Here is a 15312-nt window from a genome sequence, read left to right as displayed (position 1 = left end):
ACGGCGGCACACGGTTCGTGATCGTCGCCGGCCAGCCGATGGAGCTGGGCGACGAGCCGTGCATGCTGTTCACCTTCGCCGACCTCGAGCTGCGCAAGAAGGCCGAGACGGCGCTGCGCCAGAGCGAGGAGCGCTTCGCCAAGGCATTCCAGCTCACGCCCGTGCCGACCATGCTGTGCCGGGCCGACGGCTTCGCGGTCACCGGCATCAACGAGGCCTTCACCCGGGTGTTCGGCTACGGCCAGGACAAGGTCGTCGGCCGCACGCCGGAGGAGATCGGTCTCTGGACCAAGGATGCGGCCCGCCAGCGCTTCGAATCCGCGGTGATCCGCACCGGCTCCGTCCTCGGGCTGGAGACCTGCCTGCACGCCCAGGAGGCCGGAGACCTCGATTGCCTCGTCTCCGCCGAGCGCGTCACCATCAACGACGAGGCGTTCGTGCTGGCGGTGCTGCAGGACATCACCGAGCGCAAGCGCTCCGAGCGCGACCTGTTCGTCGCGATCGAGGCGGTGATGGCCGACACCTCCTGGTTCAGCCGCGGCCTGATCGAGAAGCTCGCGAGCCTGCGCCACCCGGGCGAGGCGAGCGCCGAGGATCCGACCCTCAGCCTCACGGTGCGCGAGCGCCAGATGCTCGGTCTGGTCTGCGCCGGGCTGAGCGACGATGCCATCGCCAAGCGGCTGAACCTGTCGCGCAACACCGTCCGCAACCACACCGCCGCGCTCTACCGCAAGCTCGGCCTGCACAAGCGCTCGGAGGTGATCGTGTGGGCGCGCGAGCACGGCCTGCCGGCGACGATCCCGACATGAATAAATCAGAATACCAGTAGTTTTATACCATTGCCTGTTCGATGGGTGTCACCATCTTCGAAGGATAAAGGCAAGACCAACAAGAACAGGGGCAGCAACCCGCCGCATCGAACCGCAAGCGATCTGTGCGGATCGCGCCCTCAGCTCGATCGGGCAGCCGCCGGCGACCTGCGCGCCGCGGCCGAGATCGAAGCGAACACGAGTTTTTTCGAAGTCCGACGCGACGTCCGGGTCCACGCGCATGCCGTAGCCCGGGCGACACGCCGCACACGTCTCCCACACCTCGAAGCAACAGGACGAACATCATGGTCGATACGGATCGCGTCACGGGCGCAGCGAAAGAATTTGCGGGCAAGGCACAGGGCGCCGTCGGCGATCTCGTCGGATCGCGGAACGACTCGGTCGAGGGCCGCTTCCGCGAAGCCCAGGGGTCGGCCGAGAACCTCTACGGCCAGGCCAAGGACGCCGTCCGGCACGTCGCCGGCGAGGCCTCGGACTACGCCGAGGACGCCTACGAGAACAGCGGCCACTACCTCCGCCAGGGCCGTCGCGCCGTCAGCCACCAGGTCGAGGAAAGCCCCCTCGTCGCCCTGATGATCGCCGGAGCCGTCGGCTACGGCCTCGCCCTCCTCATCCATTCCCGCCGCTGACAGCCCTCGTCGTCGCGTCAAGTCTTTCGGAGCATACCGTGGCCACATCGTCCAACATTTCCGCCGCCCCCGTCGCGGCGAGCGCAGCCTCCACCGTCCACCTGCACCAGGCGTCCTGGGGCGCGATCTTCGCCGGCGCCGTCCTGGCGCTGGTGGTGCAGGTCATCCTGAACATGGTCGGCGTCGGCGTCGGCCTGTCCAGCGTCGGCTATCCCGCCGGTGACAACCCCGCCGCCTCGACCCTGTCGATGGGCGCCGGCGTCTGGTTCGTCGTGTCCGGCATCGTCGCGGCCCTCGTCGGCGGCTTCCTCGCCGGTCGCCTCTCGGGCAAGCCCGTCGCCGCCACCGCCGGCTATCACGGCCTCGTCTCCTGGGCGGTGAGCACCCTCGTCGTGCTGTACCTGCTCAGCTCCGCCGTCGGCGGCCTCGTCGGCGGCGCGTTCGGCGCGGTGACCAGCACCCTCGGCGGCGCCGGCTCGCTCGTCGGCGGCACCGTGCAGACGGCCGCCCAGGCCGCGGCGCCCTCGCTGTCCAAGATCTCGAACCCGCTCGACGGGATCGAGAACACGGTGCGCCAGCAGGCGGCCGGCCAGGACCCGCAGGCCCTGCGCGATGCCGCCGCCTCGGCGGTCCGCGCCCTGCTCTCGGGCGATCCGGCCCAGAAGGCCCAGGCCGAGAACCGCGCTGCCGACGCGCTGGCCAAGGCCCAGGGCATCCCGACCGACCAGGCCAAGACGCAGATCCAGGACTACGAGAAGCAGTACGACGCCGCCGTCGCCGACGCCAAGCAGAAGGCCAAGGTCGCGGCCGAGGCCGCCCGCAGCGCGGCCACGCAGGGCGCGTTCTACGGCGCCCTCGCGCTGATCCTCGGCGCGCTCGCCGGCTTCCTCGGCGGCCGCTTCGGCGCCGTCAACCCGGCGCTGGCCTACGGCACCACCCGCCGCGCCTGACCCCTCCGGCCCCGGCACGCCGGGGCCGACCTCCCGCCGGTCGGATCGGCCGGTTCCCATGACATCGCACAAGGAGCGTTTTCGATGAGCAGCACCACCGACAAGATCAAGGGCCTGGCCAACGAGGCCGTCGGCAACGTCAAGCAGGGCGTCGGCAACGTCACCGGCAACGACAAGCTCGTCGCCGAGGGCAAGGCGCAGGAGCTGAAGGGCGAAGCCCAGAAGACCGTCGGCGACGCCAAGGACGGCGCCCAGAACCTCGCCGACAAGGTGAAGAGCAAGTTCTGAGCGAAGCCCGCGTCCCGAGGGACGCGCGCCTTGCCGATCCGACGATGCGGGACGGCGGCCGATGCCGTCCCGCACCTTTCCACCCGAACCGACGGATGCCGACCATGAACCGCGACGAATACCGGGGCGCCAAGCGCCACCTCAAGGGCCGCGCCCAATCCACCCTCGGCGGCATCACCGGCGAGGCCGGGCGTCAGGTCCGCGGCGCGGTCGATCAGGTCGCCGGCGGCGCGCAGTACGCCTACGGCCGCGCCCGCGACCGGGCCGAGGACGTGATCGAGGACGGAACCCACCTCGCCCGCGAAGCCCGCCGCCGCGGAGAGAGCCTCATCGACGACGGCAGCCGCTACGCGCGTGACGCACGCCGCCGCGGCGAGACCTATGGCCGCCAGGCCCTCGGCTATGCCGACGAGAACCGCGCCACCACCCTCCTCGCGCTCGCCGCGGTGGCCTTCGCCGCCGGTTGGCTGCTCCGCCCGGCGCGCTGACCGCCAGAGACAGGACAGATTCCATGATCCGCAAGCTCCTCACCGCCTTCATCGTGCCGAAGCTGATCGCCTATGTCGGCCGCCGCTTCGGCGGGGGCGCCGGGCGCCGTCCGCGCTGACCCCTTCCGGGCTCCGAAGCTTCGGCATCCGGCCGTATCCCGCGACGGGACTGACGGCCGGGCTCGATTCCCGCTATACGCATGCATATGCCGGTAATTGCGGGCAGCCGGGCCAGCCGGCCGGGACGCGAGGCGAACGATGGCGAAGGGCATGCGAGCCCGCACCGACGCGACGACCGGCGGCGCCATCGCCCCGCGGAGCCGGTGCAGCAACGCGGCGCTGCGCAGGGCGACCCGAAACATCGGGCAGCTCTACGACGAGGTGCTGGCGCCCGGCGGCCTGCGAACGACCCAGCACAGCCTCCTCGTCACCGTCCGCGCGATGGGAACCCCGACCATGGGGCAGCTCGCCGAGGCGATGGTGATGGACCTGTCCGGCCTCGGCCACACCCTGAAGCCGCTGGTCCGGGACGGCTATCTCCGCCTCGTCCCGGACGCGGCCGACCGCCGCGTCCGCCGCGTGGCGCTGACCGACCTCGGCGCGGCCAAGCTGGAGCAGACGATCCCGCTCTGGCAGGACGCCCAGGCGCGCTTCGAGGCGGCTTTCGGGCAGGCGCGCACCGAGGCCCTGCGCGACATCCTCAGCGCGCTGGCGACGCCAGGGTTTCGCGAGGCTTTTGCGGGCGGCAAGGCGCGCGACGACGCGGGCTGATCCTGTGCCCGCTGCCTGCGCACCGGTTCAGAACAGGGCGACGAGGGCGACCCCCCCGATCATCAGGACGCCGCCGAGGATCCGCCACGGCGTCGCCGGATGCACCGCGAAGCCGACCCAGCCGAAGTGATCGAGCAGGACCGAGGCGACGACGCCGGCCGTCACCAGCAGGCCGAGGAAGGCGCCGGCGCCGATCTGGCGCGCGACGAGCAGCTGCGCGATGACGATGCCGCCGCCGAACACGCCGCCGAACCATCCCCACCACGGGACGGTGGCCAGGTCTTCGGACGACGGCCAGGCGAGCCGGCCGGTGACGAGCCCGACGACGAGAACGGTGGTCGCCGTGCAGATCCCGACGACGAGCCCGGCGGTGAGCGGCTGCGAGAAGCCCTTGGCCAGGGCCGCGTTCTGGCCCGGCTGGATCGCGTTGGCGATGCCCGCGATCAGGACGACGCCGTAGAGGTACCACATGCGGAAATCCTAGGCCGAAGGGCAACCGACGGAGGGGCAACGGGGCACGGGCGGCCGAGGCGCGATGACGCCGCACCGCTCTGCCAACCGCCCGGCGAGGTTCCTAGATCCGAGACACCCCGCCCCGCCTGGACATGACCCGCTTGCTCCGAATCGCTCTTCTCGTCTTCGTGATCGTGTTCCTCGCGCCGATCGCGGTGTCGGCGGCCCTGTACTACCTGCGGAACGACATCGCCGACTGGCGCACCGCCGACCGCTCGAGCGCCGGGCTGCTCCGGCCGGCCGCCCAAAACCCCGAGGCCGTGGTGCGGGTGTTCTCGGCCCGCACGGTGAGCTGGCGCGGCATCATCGCGAGCCACAGCTGGATCGTGGTGAAGGGCGCCGGCGACCGCGCCTACAAGCGGTTCGACTACACCGCATGGGGCATGCCGATCTGGGTCGACCGGTTCGTGCCGGACGGGCGCTGGTTCGGCAGCACGCCGGAGCTGGTCTTCGCCGCCGACGGCGCCGAGGCGGAGCGGATGCTGCCGCGCATCCGCGAGACCATCGCCAACTACCGCTACGCGAAGCTCGGCGACTACCACCTCTGGCCCGGGCCGAACTCGAACACCTTCGTGGCGGCGGTGATGAGCTCCGTCCCGGAGATGCGCGCGAGCCTGCCGGCGACGGCGATCGGCAAGGATTTTCCCTATGACGGCCGCTGGGCCGGCTCGACGCCCTCGGGCACCGGCTTCCGGATCAATCTCGGCGGCTATCTCGGGCTGACGGTCGGCTGGGTCGAGGGCCTCGAGGTCAACATCCTCGGCGCGGTCGCCGGCCTCGACATCCGCCGTCCCGGCCTCAAGCTGCCGGGCCTCGGCCGCCTCGGCGTCTGAAGCCTCGCGCGGTTCGACGCGGCGCGCAAAACCGGGTTTCGACCGGGCGCCCGCGCGAAAAGCGGGTCACGACCGGATGGCAGGTTCGACGGGGAGCAGTAGGAGACTGCGAACTCTCGGGAAATTTGGTCGGAGTGGCAGGATTTGAACCTGCGACCCCCACGTCCCGAACGGGGGCGCGGACCGCAGGCGCTCCCTCTGTAGAGCCCATTTCCGTAGGGGGCCAGCCCCCTTCTCGTTCACCGCCATTCGCCCCGAAACGCCGCGATTGACGACCAATGTTTGGTCGATGTTTGGTCGGGACGCGCTTTGTTCGCATCTCCGGCGTGTCCCGTTCCAGGCCACGCCGGGGGCTGTCATCAAGTGACTTGATGGCATCGCCCGGGCGCCGGCGGCATCATGCCGGGGACCCAGGGAGACCCCGCATGACCACCACCATCGAGCCCTTCGACAACGTCGTTATCAACGACATCCTGATAACCGGCACCGTCGAGGTCACCACCGACGCCGACGGTCGCCGCACGGCCGGCGAGATCGAGCGAGGCCTCTGCCTCGACGTCTGGAGCCCGATCTTCCAGCCGCCCTGCGACTCGTTCATGCGCAGCGACGCGGCGATCCGTGCGGTGCTGGAGGCCAGGTGGGCGCGCGCCGAGGGCGTCGTCCCATTCCGCCGGAGGGCGGCCGCCTGAGCCGATCAGGCCGCACCCCGCTTCGCCCGTGCCTCGTCCTCCAGCATCATCGCGATCACGACCGGGCAATCCGGGCCCATCGGAGCGGCGCCATCGCGACCGAGATCCCGGACGCGGATGAGGAGCGAGCCCGTCCGGGGGCCTCCCAACGAGCCGATCTTCGCCAGCCACCCCAGCAGGGAGTCCCGCTTTATCCGTGCCTTGAGCACGCCGTGGAGCCACTCGTGCGGCAGTTCCGGGATGACCATGGTGGCGCGGTAGAGCCGGTCGAGGCGGGCCTGCATCTTGTCGCGCTCGGCGGTCGCAGCGGCCAGGGCTGCAACCCCTTTTGCCGGGCGTGCGTCGGCCTCGATGCCGGCGAGGACAGCCTCGATCTCCTCTACGAGTTCGACCTGGGGCTTCAGGGTCGCCTGCAGCCTGAGGATCGCGTTGGCGGTTCGCACGTGGTCCGGTGTCATGCGCATGCCCTCCCGCAGGACGGCACCGTGCCGGATCGCGGTTACGCACCCCTTGCCGTCGGCGTGGTTGTCCACCGTGGGTTGGTCTGGGGGCGAGGTTGCCGCCCTCGCGTTTGTCCCGGATCGGGGACTCGTCGCCACCGCCCTGGACGGGACGGGCCAGGACCTCCCCCGGCGCGCTCCGTTCACCGGAACCTCTCCAGCGTCTGCCCGAGGACCGGGGCCACGGGCCCGTCGTCCGAGGCCGGGGCGGACCCGATCCCGGAATGGGCGGCGGTGGAGGCCTTGGCGCGCCTGGCCGCGGCGGCGGACGTCCGCTGCAGGGAGGCGATGACGAGGCGCTGCGTCTCGGCCGTGGCGGCCGCGGCGGCCAGGTCCCGGCGGGCGGTGGCCGCCTCGTCGTGGAGCCGCGTCACGTAGGCGACGCCGTAAAGGATGGCGGCGACGAGGATCAGGGGCAGCGCCAGGCGGGGCGCGTAGGCGACCGCGAGGGCGGCGGCCAATGCGGCGAGGACGGCCGCGATGCCGGGGACCGTCCACACCAGGGCGAGGAGCAGGTCGAGCATCAGCCGACGTCCGCCACGGACCATCCCGGTCCGGACTGGAGGACCCACTCCCGACCGGGCGCGTCCTGGATCTCGGCGGACAGGATCTCGGGCAGGCGACCCGGAACCTCGATGGTCCGGAGGCGGAAGGTGCGCCCCGCCGGAAGGGGTTCGCCCATGTGCCCCTCGGCATCGAGGACGAGCCGGTAGGTCTCGGCGTACTCGCTCACGCGGACGGTGGCTGGAGTCTGGAGGTCCTCGGACATGGGATCAGTCCACCATCACAGGGGCGCCGAGCTCGGCCCGGCGCCGGAGGACCTTGATCAACTGAAGCTCGCCCTGCAGGCGTCGCAACTGATTGTCGGACGCCATCATCATCTTCGCCCGGTTGATGCCGATGGCGTCGCGGATGTCCTGGTAAGCGTCGGACGCCTCCCACGGGGCCTTGTCCACGGTCTCATTGATTTCGGCCTCCAGGTCGGCCGGACCGTCATCCTCGGGCTCTTCGGAAGACTTCGTCCGGTTGGCGCAACCCTCGAAGGCATCCCTCACGGCCTCGGTCCCCTTGGTGGAGAACGAGGCGACGAACTCGGGATGGGGCGCCGCCGAGAGCTCGATCCCGGCCGGGAGCTCGTAGGTCGCCCCCGGGGTGAGGGTCATGGAGTGGAGATCTCGGCACGGGCAGGCCGAGGCCTTCGCCCGGATGGCGAGGGCCTCCTTCACGGCATCGAGGAGAGCGAGCCATGCCAGGAGGGCGAGGACGGCGAGCAGGATGATGGCGACGGTGGACATCGGTCAGATCCCCTTGAGGCAGAGGGCGCGCTCCTCGGCGCGCCTGCGGGTGAGGCCGTTCGAAACGACGAAGACCCGGTTGGGGGGCTTGCCCTTGCCGACCTTGTTGCACCGGGGGAGCGCATCGCAGGCGCCGCGGACGTCGCCGGCGTTCTGCAGGCGGGCGACGCTGGACTGGCAGTAGCCGTCCCAGCCGAGGTTGTAGGCGAGGCTCACGTGGGCGGCGTACCGCTCCACCGGCATCGTCACCGCCGACGGGACGCACGCCTCGACGTGGGAGGCGAACTCGTCGAGGCGCCGGGCGAAGATCGAGTTGCACTCGGCCGCCGTCTTGGTGTCGCCCATGCGGACGTTCTGGGTCTCGCCCCAGCAGATCGTCGGGATGCCTACGACGTCCCGGTAGGCCGTGGTCCGAAGCGCCTCGAACCCGCCGATCAGGCCCGTGCACGCCACGGCGGCCGACGTCTGGAGCAGGATGCGGGACGGCTTCCGGACCTTGCGTCCCGGAACTGGGACGGTGACCGGCACCGGGGCGGCGGGCATCGGGGCGGCGTTCGCCGTCCCCATCTTGCGGAGGAATGCGAACATCAGGCGTCTCCCCCGGAAACCTCGGGCTGGGCGATCAGGCGCGCCCCGGTGGCGAGCAGGTTCACCAGGCCGTAGCCGACGGCGAACCAGATCGGGTTGACCGGGGGCGCGCCGGCGAGGACCGACATGCCGATGGCGACCGCCGAGGCCACCGTCGCGACGGCGTTCAACTGGAACGACCAGCTGTGCCGGACGACGGCCTTGGCGTTGGCGATGGGCTTGGGCTTCCTCACGGCTGAGGCCTCCGGGTGCGGGTGCCACGGGTGGCAGGATGGGTCGGGGAAGGCGCGCCCATCGGCGCCATGGCGGCCCGCAGGATCTCGCCGTGGTCGTGGAGCGCCCGAGACAGGTCGGTGCCGGTCCGGATCAGCGTGAAGGCCATGTCCCGGTCGACGGGATCGAGGGCGACGCGGGGCAGGCCGGCGGCTTGCTCGGGCGGCCGGCGGGCCTCCTTGATCCGGGCGACGACGTACGTCCCGCCCGCGAGGACGCCGCCGACGGCGATGGTTCCGATCGCCTTCAAGGCGTCGGCCGGAAGGTCGATGATCGCGCTGAGCCACTCGGTCACTGGGCGGCCCTTGAGATGATGCGCGCGCGCGCGTCGTTGCGGCCTTGGTCCCAGACGGCCCGGAGCGCGCAGTAGGCGTCGACGGCGCCGAGGATGCCGTAGGCCCCGCAGCCCGTGTTCCAGCCGGGGTAACCGTCATGGGCGAGGAGCCAGGCCAGGCCCGTCCAGACGCAGGCCCCGGCGGTGGCGGTGGCGAAGCGGAGGCTCGGCGAGTGACGCTTCGACCCGTTCACCCACAGGGCGATCATCCGGATCACGGCCACGCCGAGGAGAGAGGCGCCCCACGTACCCTCGGGCGCGATGGCGCCGAAGGCATCGAAGGTGGGGCGGCTGAAGGTGGCGCCCGGCAGCAGCAGGGCGACCGCGACGCCTAGGAGGACGAGGGCGCCGACCCATTCGGCCTCGCGCCTCTGGTGGTGGCCCTGGAAGGGGAGACCGTAGCGGGTCATGCCTTGCCCCCCTTGGAGGTGCGGGGCTCGTCCGGCTCGGGCTCGGGCGTCGCCTCAACCTCCGGGACCGGGGCCGGCGCAGGAACCGGCAGGAGGTCGGCGTGGCGGACGATGCCGGTCTTGCCGCAGCGGCCGCAGTGGACCTCGGACCAGTCCATGCCCGGGGCGAGGAGCGGGACGATGCCGGCCCGGCAGGTATCGGCATCGGCGCCGGCCGCGGAGCAGGCGTCGAAGGACAGTGTGGTCTCAGTCACGGGAGGTACTCCGCGTCGAGGCACGTCCGCTGGCGGCGCTGGACGGGCACGGTGGGTCCGGAGGGCGCCGGGTCAGGGCGAACTTTCTTCGCCAGGACGGTCACGACGGCGCCGTCGGCGATGACCAGCTTCAGGCCCTCGGCGATGACCGCCTGAGCCTTGTTGGCGACGCCGAGGCCGCCGATGGTCGAGAGGTGCCGACGGACGGCGCCGACCGCGACCTTGCGCTCGCGTAAGGCCGCCATGGCCTCGTTGTCGTCGCCGTCGACGGTCACCCCAAGGGCCCGCTCGGCGTACCGGCGGACGGCGTGGTCGGTGACGCGGGCCCTGATGCCGGAGGGGTTGGCGCGCATGGCGTCACGCGGCCCAGACGCGGAGGCTACGGGGCAGGCGGATGAGCAGGTGGCGGTAGTTCAACGACACGGTGACGGTCCCTGGGGTGGCAGGGAGAGCGTCTCGCAGGCGGCCGAATTCGGATAGGCGACGGGCCCAAGGTCATTGGCCCGATGGTCCCGGATCGAGGGAACCGAAACGACGAAACCCCGCCCAACCTTTCGGGTGGACGGGGCTTCCCTCGATGTGCTGCATCTAGGACCTGTCGGCGGGCTGATTATACCCCCGAGAGCCGTTCCCGTTCAAGCGGATACGCGGGCGGGGGCTGAGGTTTCGGCAGCCAGGAGACGGACGATGAAGGCCGGCAGCGGGGGCCGGAGAGACGACGCCGAGGGGACGGAACGGAGCCCAGGGAAGGTCGCCACGGCACCTCCGATGCGAGACCCGCTACCCGCGTTCATCCCGGCATCGGATGCCATTCTCGGGCTTCCCTGGGGATCGAGGGTCGGTGACAGGACCGAGATGGCAATGGGAGGGACCGGAATGGCGTCTCCGGGGGTGTCGGCGGCAGGCGTTTCGCCTGAGGGGGGCAAGACCCCCGGCACAGCCACTATAGAAGCGGTCGAACCGTGAGGAGCCGTGACGGACCGATCCTCCGAGGTCTCGCAAGCCGTTTCGACGGCGGCCTCGATGACGGTCTCGGTCGGAACCTCGGCGCCGGCCTCAGTCATGGCCCGGCGCAGGCTGGTCTCGCCACGACGCCCGGCGAATGCCGCCACGATCTCGCGCATGGTCTTGCCGGCCGCCTGCAGGGCGAGGGCCTCGCGACCGTCCGCGAGTCTGGCGGACACGGTGACGGTGAGGGGCGTGGCGCCGGCCTCGGCCCGGCGATCCGCGGACCGCTGCCTCTCCGACCGCACGACGCCACCCGGAAGCAGGGCCCCGGCACCGGCGGCGCGCAGGACGTCATCGGAGACGTCGGATAGGCCGAGCAGGGTCAGCATCCTGCCTTTGCCGTAGCAGTACATGACAGGACGCTCGACGCCGTCATGGTCCCGGGTCTCCCCGGCCTCATGGCGCCGGCGCATCCGCTCCAGGGCGCCGAGGCTGGTCCGTAGCTCGGCCTCGGGCAAGCCCGCCGGACCGGCCAGACGCTCTGCCCACGAGGCGGCGGTCCCGCCCTCGGCCTGGGCGAGGGCGCAGGCGCTGAGGAACGCCCACAGATCCCGGCGCCCCTCGGGCGGCACGCCGCCCCACATGATCCGCACGGCATCGAGGGCCTGCACGACAGACGGCCAGTAACCGCCGGAAATCCGGCGGACAGGCGCCTGATCGTCGACGACGGGAATGCCGGCGGCCTCGGCCTCGGCCCGACGGGCCTGGCGACGGGCCTCGCGGATCTCGTACTCCGCATGGCGCTCGGCCCGGAGGGCGTCCATCTGGTCGCGCGTGAATGGGAGGAATGCCGACGCGAGATCCTCGAAGTCGTGCCGCTCGACGTCCGTCCACGATGACGGCCAAACAAGTCTGGCGACCTGCCCGCTCTTGCCGTTGTAGCTCCCGGCCAGGCGCAGGACGCGGGCGGTGTCGACGGCGCCGCGGTCGAGGCCGGTCCCACGCCAGACCGTCGCCATCGTCTCCTCATGGGCGATGACCTCCGGGTCCTGGAGGCGCGTGCCGCCTTTCGTCCGGACGGTCTTGGACGCCTTGCCTTCCGCCGGCCCGTGCATCCAGCGCTGGACCGCGCGATGCCGGCCCGTGATCCCCGGTGCCGCCTGCAGCGGCTGGTGGAGCCAGACGAGGTGCAACCCGCGTCCGGAGAAGATGATGTAGCTCGGCAGCGGCTTGTTCGCGGCCCGGAGGCGCTCGATCAGGATGCCGGCCATCTCCTCGGGGGAGAGACCGCGGAACTCGGCCTTGTCGTGGCAGTCGACGTCCGCGATCAGGTCTTGAAGCTGCACCAGGGACGTGGAACCCCGGGCGCCGTAGAAGCGCTGCATCGAAATGTGGGTCGCCCAAAGCAGGGCGTCCGATGTGGCGAGCTCGCTCACGCTGACGACCTTCGTCTCCCACCGATGCTCACCGTCGCTCCCCTTGGACACGCGCATGAGGCTGACCTTGCCCTTCACGCCGGGCAGGTCGGGGTGGAGGGCCCGGGCATGGGCGGCGCGTGGGCTGGCGTTGACGCGAGTCTGGAACTCATCCCGCAGGGACGCGAGCTCGGCATCCGAACGCAGCATGGGCGCGAACGGGTCGAGGCGAGCGGGGGCGATGGCGGGGAAGTGGAACAAGCGCGACGGTCCGGTGACGACGCAGCGGGGCAGCACGACCCGACGCGACTAGAGGATTGTCCCACCCGCCCTGGAAATCCGCCAGAGGCACCCCTTGACGCCGGGCAGCCGGGGACGGGCGCGACGGGGGCTAAGGCCCGGGAAGCGTGCCGGGGTCGAAGAACCACGGTGCCCGCCAAGGCCGTGGAACGGTTGTTCGCCGGGACCGAGGGTGAAACCCTTTCCAGGCCCCGAAATCACCTCCTCGGCCGCCCCTCACGACGGCGGCGGACGTTTCGTTCGATAAAGAGAACGTGCAGAAATTTCAGGCAATCACTTGATGGCTGCCCACACATCAGGCACGGGCGTCAAGGGGTGTCTGGAATGGTCATCCCGACCTTCAGGTGCGTAGCCTGGATCGCGCCACGCCACGTCCGGCATCGTCCCGGGCACGGCCTAACCGTTCAAAGTCCGCATCGCTCAGACGTCGGCCCCCTCATCGAGGACTGGCGCGACCGCTTCGTCTCGACGGTCGGCATCGCCAAGTACCGGCGCGCCGCCGGGTGGGCCGCCGGATGGTCGACGCCGACCATCCGCGCATCCTGTTCCTCGCCGTCGACCGGGCCACCTATAAGCCGATCCTGGAACAGCCATGGCAGGAGGCGTGCGACGCGGCCGCAGCGCGCATCCCCGGGCTCATGGCCGCCAAGTTGGCTGACAACCTCGCCCACATCGTGGCCAAGATGGGCGGCACCCGCATGGCCGCCTTAGCGCCGGGATCGCGGACATGGCACCGCGAGGCGACCCCGTGTCCGGGATCACGGACATGGCACCGCAAGGCGACCCCGTGGTCCGGGATCGCGGACATGGCACCGTGAGGCGACCCCGTGTCCGGGATCGCGGACTCGGTCTGACGGTGTGCTTCCGCGTGCCGACGAGCGTATTCCGCATGCTTCCGTGTGCGCAGCATGGCGTCCGCCGGCCTGGAAGGGCTTCTTCAGGTCGACCCGGGGCGTCGTGGCACCCATGGCGCAGACCGGCGCGATGTCTGTAATCCCGGACGGGGCGACCGCCGAGACCGATGACTAGGGCGGCCGCTTCGAGATCCTCGCCATGTCGGTGTGGACCGCTTATTGGACGCGCCTGTCGCTGAGGTGCGTAGCCTAGTGGGGCAGGTCGATCCGGGTGCCGTAGCTCTCCGGCATTTTATAAGCTGCGAGCTCGTCCACGGCCGAGCGGTCGCGCTCCCGGTCCCGCACCCGTGCCTCATCCTCGGCGATGCTTGTAGTAAGGCTTAGGATGCTCAGTATCCCCCCGATAAACGTAACGGACCGGAGTCCCAGGAAGACGAACACGAACGTCAGAAACACCGGAAATACGAGTGAAAGGTCCGCCTTCACAAAATAACCCGCGACCGTGACCGGTGGGAGCGGTGGCAGGGTCCACTTGATCAGTTTTCCTAGAACAACCACGGCACTGGCCATAAGGGCGTAGAGGAACAGGCCACCGAAGATCTTGATCTGGCGATCAATCGCAATCCCGAGCGCACGTATCCGCTTGACCGAGAACCCGCCCGCACGGATCGCAGTGGCGCCGAGCGCCATAGCGGGGACGAAGGCTGCGATCAGGAAGCCGAGGACCGTAACGATCTCGGCCGCTCCCTCGCCGTAGAAGTTGGCGGGCATGACGAAGCCGGCCGCCACTCCTGCAAGCGCAGACACGCAGAGCTCCCAACCAGCAAACCGCAACGTCATTCGATCAGTCCAGCGTCCCGATATCTGGCCGCTGCCTCCTGGAGTGCTCTCCAAGCATCCTTCCTGTCAATCTCGTTCCCTTTACGTTCTACATCCACCTGATCGCCCAGCCTTTCAAGTTTCCCTCGGTTCTTACGTACGCCGTCGCCCAGCACGATGAGATCGTCCTCTGGCACATGCCGTAACATCGCCATGGCTTCCTCACCCTCAAGCTTGAACCGGCTGCGGCCGGCTTTGAGGGTAATGTCGAGGTTCAGTTGCAGGGAAGCTCCGCTGCGCCGCATCAGGGTGTCGATAAGCGCGGTATCGAAGTTCGCCGCCCTAAGTATTGCCATGATGTTCGTCGTTGCGGAGACGCCCTTCTCAGAGTGAATGGTTGTGTCCGCATCGTCGAAGTCGAAGCCGGGTGGCTGCATCGGGGCTGGCTTGAGACGGACCAGGGAGACATCCCTAAGGTTCTCGACCTTCTCGTCGAGGAACAACTTCGGGATCAGCTTCAGCGGTACGTTACGCTGCGCGATGGGGCATCTTTCGCATAGCAGCCAGCGCAGGTAGCGTTCCATCATCGAACTCGTAAGGTCCTGCTCGATCACTAGGACGTGGTCGCCGCGGATGAGGAAGAAGCTCATCCCCTTCAGCACCTCGGCGTCATTCGGCTTTGCCATCTCGCGGACCTCAAGCTCCGCGGCTGACTTCCCGTTTTGAACGAGCAAGGTGATGTTTGCGGTAGGGTCGATCCGGACGAACTCGCCGAAGACATCGCCGTTCTTGAGTGGATTTAGGCTGTTCAGGATGATGGTCCCGTGATCGGCATCCTCGTATGTCCTAAGGCGCACGTCATCAGAAAGAGAAATGCCACCGACCTGATGCCTGAATGAAGCGCTAAGCGACGCAGCGAGAGAGGCATCGATTGCAGGCTCGGATCCCCTCAGAAAACGCCTGTAGTGAATTCGCACTGTCTTGCGAGGCATCGGGACCGGGGTTCCTACTAGCGCTTTTCGTACCGACAGTCGCACCCAGGGGCCAGGAAATCGAGCGCCGCCACCGCCGCAGTCGGATCCATTCACATGCGTTGTCTGTCGTCAGATGATTTGGGACATTCTACGGTCTTCAGGAGCGGAGGCTCTGGTCCATCTGGGGTGAGAGGTGGTGGCTGACAGGACATTTTTTGCGACCAGAATGAGTAACGGCAACGAGAAGATGGCGATGCATGGCAGCATATACGGATGCGAAGTCTGAGGAACGTGATGGTGTTCCGGGATTAATCAGCAGGTTGAAGCCTTCGCCTATTACCGAAGTCTCCTAGGAAG

23 protein-coding genes are annotated in these 15312 nt (G+C 69.4%); 9 read left to right on the top strand and 14 right to left on the bottom strand.

Translation table 11 applies throughout. The features are described from left to right. The 6 genes from MKK55_RS08750 to MKK55_RS08725 all read left to right on the top strand — a co-directional run. Positions 1-809: helix-turn-helix transcriptional regulator (locus MKK55_RS08750; protein WP_243934253.1), on the top strand; the 809-nt coding region annotated here is incomplete at its 5' end. Between the two features lie 305 nt (positions 810-1114). Further along, positions 1115-1459: a CsbD family protein gene (locus MKK55_RS08745; RefSeq protein WP_147726487.1), complete on the top strand. Its 345-nt coding sequence runs from the start codon at positions 1115-1117 to the stop codon at positions 1457-1459. Positions 1460-1497: 38 nt separating this feature from the next. Next, positions 1498-2409 (top strand): PhnA-like protein, encoded by a 912-nt coding sequence (locus tag MKK55_RS08740; protein WP_147859722.1) that lies wholly within the window; start codon positions 1498-1500, stop codon positions 2407-2409. 84 nt (positions 2410-2493) lie between these two features. After that, positions 2494-2697 (top strand): CsbD family protein, encoded by a 204-nt coding sequence (locus MKK55_RS08735; RefSeq protein ID WP_147727116.1) that lies wholly within the window; start codon positions 2494-2496, stop codon positions 2695-2697. Positions 2698-2801: 104 nt separating this feature from the next. Next, positions 2802-3185 (top strand): CsbD family protein, encoded by a 384-nt coding sequence (locus MKK55_RS08730; protein WP_147843171.1) that lies wholly within the window; start codon positions 2802-2804, stop codon positions 3183-3185. 270 nt (positions 3186-3455) lie between these two features. Next, a complete protein-coding gene (locus tag MKK55_RS08725; protein ID WP_243934251.1) occupies positions 3456-3956 on the top strand; it encodes a MarR family winged helix-turn-helix transcriptional regulator in 501 nt (166 codons plus the stop codon). Positions 3957-3983: 27 nt separating this feature from the next. On the opposite strand, the gene MKK55_RS08720 is transcribed toward MKK55_RS08725, so the two are convergent. Then, positions 3984-4427 (bottom strand): DMT family transporter, encoded by a 444-nt coding sequence (locus MKK55_RS08720; RefSeq protein ID WP_243934249.1) that lies wholly within the window; start codon positions 4425-4427, stop codon positions 3984-3986. Between the two features lie 134 nt (positions 4428-4561). Between MKK55_RS08720 and MKK55_RS08715 the strand changes: the two genes are divergently transcribed. Together MKK55_RS08715 and MKK55_RS08710 are read left to right on the top strand one after the other, a co-directional pair. Then, positions 4562-5302, top strand: coding sequence for a DUF3750 domain-containing protein (locus MKK55_RS08715; RefSeq protein ID WP_243934247.1), 741 nt, complete (start codon positions 4562-4564; stop codon positions 5300-5302). A 425-nt stretch (positions 5303-5727) separates the two neighbouring features. Further along, positions 5728-5991, top strand: coding sequence for a hypothetical protein (locus tag MKK55_RS08710; RefSeq protein WP_243934245.1), 264 nt, complete (start codon positions 5728-5730; stop codon positions 5989-5991). A gap of 5 nt (positions 5992-5996) precedes the next feature. On the opposite strand, the gene MKK55_RS08705 is transcribed toward MKK55_RS08710, so the two are convergent. The 11 genes from MKK55_RS08705 to MKK55_RS08655 all read right to left on the bottom strand — a co-directional run bounded on the left by MKK55_RS08705 (position 5997) and on the right by MKK55_RS08655 (position 12269). Next, the gene (locus MKK55_RS08705) at positions 5997-6524 is read right to left on the bottom strand and encodes a hypothetical protein (RefSeq protein WP_243934243.1); all 528 of its coding nucleotides are present in this window, start codon (positions 6522-6524) and stop codon (positions 5997-5999) included. A gap of 110 nt (positions 6525-6634) precedes the next feature. After that, positions 6635-7015 (bottom strand): hypothetical protein, encoded by a 381-nt coding sequence (locus tag MKK55_RS08700; RefSeq protein ID WP_243934241.1) that lies wholly within the window; start codon positions 7013-7015, stop codon positions 6635-6637. Continuing rightward, a complete protein-coding gene (locus tag MKK55_RS08695) occupies positions 7015-7260 on the bottom strand; it encodes a hypothetical protein (protein WP_243934239.1) in 246 nt (81 codons plus the stop codon). Before MKK55_RS08695 ends, MKK55_RS08700 begins: the two co-directional genes overlap by 1 nt. Before the next feature lie 4 nt (positions 7261-7264). Then, positions 7265-7786 (bottom strand): hypothetical protein, encoded by a 522-nt coding sequence (locus tag MKK55_RS08690; protein ID WP_243934238.1) that lies wholly within the window; start codon positions 7784-7786, stop codon positions 7265-7267. A gap of 3 nt (positions 7787-7789) precedes the next feature. Further along, positions 7790-8374: a lysozyme gene (locus tag MKK55_RS08685; RefSeq protein WP_243934237.1), complete on the bottom strand. Its 585-nt coding sequence runs from the start codon at positions 8372-8374 to the stop codon at positions 7790-7792. After that, positions 8374-8607 carry a hypothetical protein gene (locus tag MKK55_RS08680; protein ID WP_243934236.1) on the bottom strand — a complete coding sequence of 78 codons (234 nt, stop codon included), beginning with the start codon at positions 8605-8607 and terminating at the stop codon, positions 8374-8376. Before MKK55_RS08680 ends, MKK55_RS08685 begins: the two co-directional genes overlap by 1 nt. Beyond that, positions 8604-8942 carry a hypothetical protein gene (locus MKK55_RS08675; protein ID WP_243934235.1) on the bottom strand — a complete coding sequence of 113 codons (339 nt, stop codon included), beginning with the start codon at positions 8940-8942 and terminating at the stop codon, positions 8604-8606. Before MKK55_RS08675 ends, MKK55_RS08680 begins: the two co-directional genes overlap by 4 nt. Further along, positions 8939-9391 carry a hypothetical protein gene (locus MKK55_RS08670; protein WP_243934234.1) on the bottom strand — a complete coding sequence of 151 codons (453 nt, stop codon included), beginning with the start codon at positions 9389-9391 and terminating at the stop codon, positions 8939-8941. Before MKK55_RS08670 ends, MKK55_RS08675 begins: the two co-directional genes overlap by 4 nt. Continuing rightward, positions 9388-9645: a hypothetical protein gene (locus MKK55_RS08665; protein ID WP_243934233.1), complete on the bottom strand. Its 258-nt coding sequence runs from the start codon at positions 9643-9645 to the stop codon at positions 9388-9390. The genes MKK55_RS08670 and MKK55_RS08665 overlap by 4 nt, the downstream gene beginning before the upstream one ends. After that, positions 9642-9998, bottom strand: a complete 357-nt coding sequence (locus MKK55_RS08660; RefSeq protein ID WP_243934231.1) for a hypothetical protein — start codon at positions 9996-9998, stop codon at positions 9642-9644. The genes MKK55_RS08665 and MKK55_RS08660 overlap by 4 nt, the downstream gene beginning before the upstream one ends. Before the next feature lie 282 nt (positions 9999-10280). After that, positions 10281-12269 (bottom strand): hypothetical protein, encoded by a 1989-nt coding sequence (locus tag MKK55_RS08655; RefSeq protein ID WP_243934230.1) that lies wholly within the window; start codon positions 12267-12269, stop codon positions 10281-10283. 554 nt (positions 12270-12823) lie between these two features. Between MKK55_RS08655 and MKK55_RS08650 the strand changes: the two genes are divergently transcribed. Continuing rightward, complete coding sequence (locus MKK55_RS08650; protein ID WP_243934229.1) at positions 12824-13126, top strand: hypothetical protein; 303 nt, start codon at positions 12824-12826, stop codon at positions 13124-13126. Between the two features lie 285 nt (positions 13127-13411). On the opposite strand, the gene MKK55_RS08645 is transcribed toward MKK55_RS08650, so the two are convergent. Next, positions 13412-13969: a hypothetical protein gene (locus tag MKK55_RS08645; protein WP_243934228.1), complete on the bottom strand. Its 558-nt coding sequence runs from the start codon at positions 13967-13969 to the stop codon at positions 13412-13414. Positions 13970-13998: 29 nt separating this feature from the next. Further along, a complete protein-coding gene (locus tag MKK55_RS08640; protein WP_243934227.1) occupies positions 13999-14973 on the bottom strand; it encodes a hypothetical protein in 975 nt (324 codons plus the stop codon). Positions 14974-15312 lie beyond the last annotated feature (339 nt).

The organism is Methylobacterium sp. J-059 (genome assembly GCF_022829485.1).
GTDB lineage: Bacteria > Pseudomonadota > Alphaproteobacteria > Rhizobiales > Beijerinckiaceae > Methylobacterium.
Note: the sequence above shows the minus strand (reverse complement) of the source record. Positions and strands in the feature narration are given on the sequence as shown.

Coding starts and splice junctions, on each gene's coding strand:
- MKK55_RS08685 (WP_243934237.1), bottom strand. CDS start 8,374: ATGTTCGCATTCCTCCGCAAGATGGGGACGGCGAACGCCGCCCCGATG.
- MKK55_RS08695 (WP_243934239.1), bottom strand. CDS start 7,260: ATGTCCGAGGACCTCCAGACTCCAGCCACCGTCCGCGTGAGCGAGTAC.
- MKK55_RS08710 (WP_243934245.1), top strand. CDS start 5,728: ATGACCACCACCATCGAGCCCTTCGACAACGTCGTTATCAACGACATC.
- MKK55_RS08640 (WP_243934227.1), bottom strand. CDS start 14,973: ATGCCTCGCAAGACAGTGCGAATTCACTACAGGCGTTTTCTGAGGGGA.
- MKK55_RS08670 (WP_243934234.1), bottom strand. CDS start 9,391: ATGACCCGCTACGGTCTCCCCTTCCAGGGCCACCACCAGAGGCGCGAG.
- MKK55_RS08690 (WP_243934238.1), bottom strand. CDS start 7,786: ATGTCCACCGTCGCCATCATCCTGCTCGCCGTCCTCGCCCTCCTGGCA.
- MKK55_RS08735 (WP_147727116.1), top strand. CDS start 2,494: ATGAGCAGCACCACCGACAAGATCAAGGGCCTGGCCAACGAGGCCGTC.
- MKK55_RS08720 (WP_243934249.1), bottom strand. CDS start 4,427: ATGTGGTACCTCTACGGCGTCGTCCTGATCGCGGGCATCGCCAACGCG.
- MKK55_RS08650 (WP_243934229.1), top strand. CDS start 12,824: ATGGTCGACGCCGACCATCCGCGCATCCTGTTCCTCGCCGTCGACCGG.
- MKK55_RS08700 (WP_243934241.1), bottom strand. CDS start 7,015: ATGCTCGACCTGCTCCTCGCCCTGGTGTGGACGGTCCCCGGCATCGCG.
- MKK55_RS08660 (WP_243934231.1), bottom strand. CDS start 9,998: ATGCGCGCCAACCCCTCCGGCATCAGGGCCCGCGTCACCGACCACGCC.
- MKK55_RS08730 (WP_147843171.1), top strand. CDS start 2,802: ATGAACCGCGACGAATACCGGGGCGCCAAGCGCCACCTCAAGGGCCGC.
- MKK55_RS08745 (WP_147726487.1), top strand. CDS start 1,115: ATGGTCGATACGGATCGCGTCACGGGCGCAGCGAAAGAATTTGCGGGC.
- MKK55_RS08725 (WP_243934251.1), top strand. CDS start 3,456: ATGCGAGCCCGCACCGACGCGACGACCGGCGGCGCCATCGCCCCGCGG.
- MKK55_RS08715 (WP_243934247.1), top strand. CDS start 4,562: ATGACCCGCTTGCTCCGAATCGCTCTTCTCGTCTTCGTGATCGTGTTC.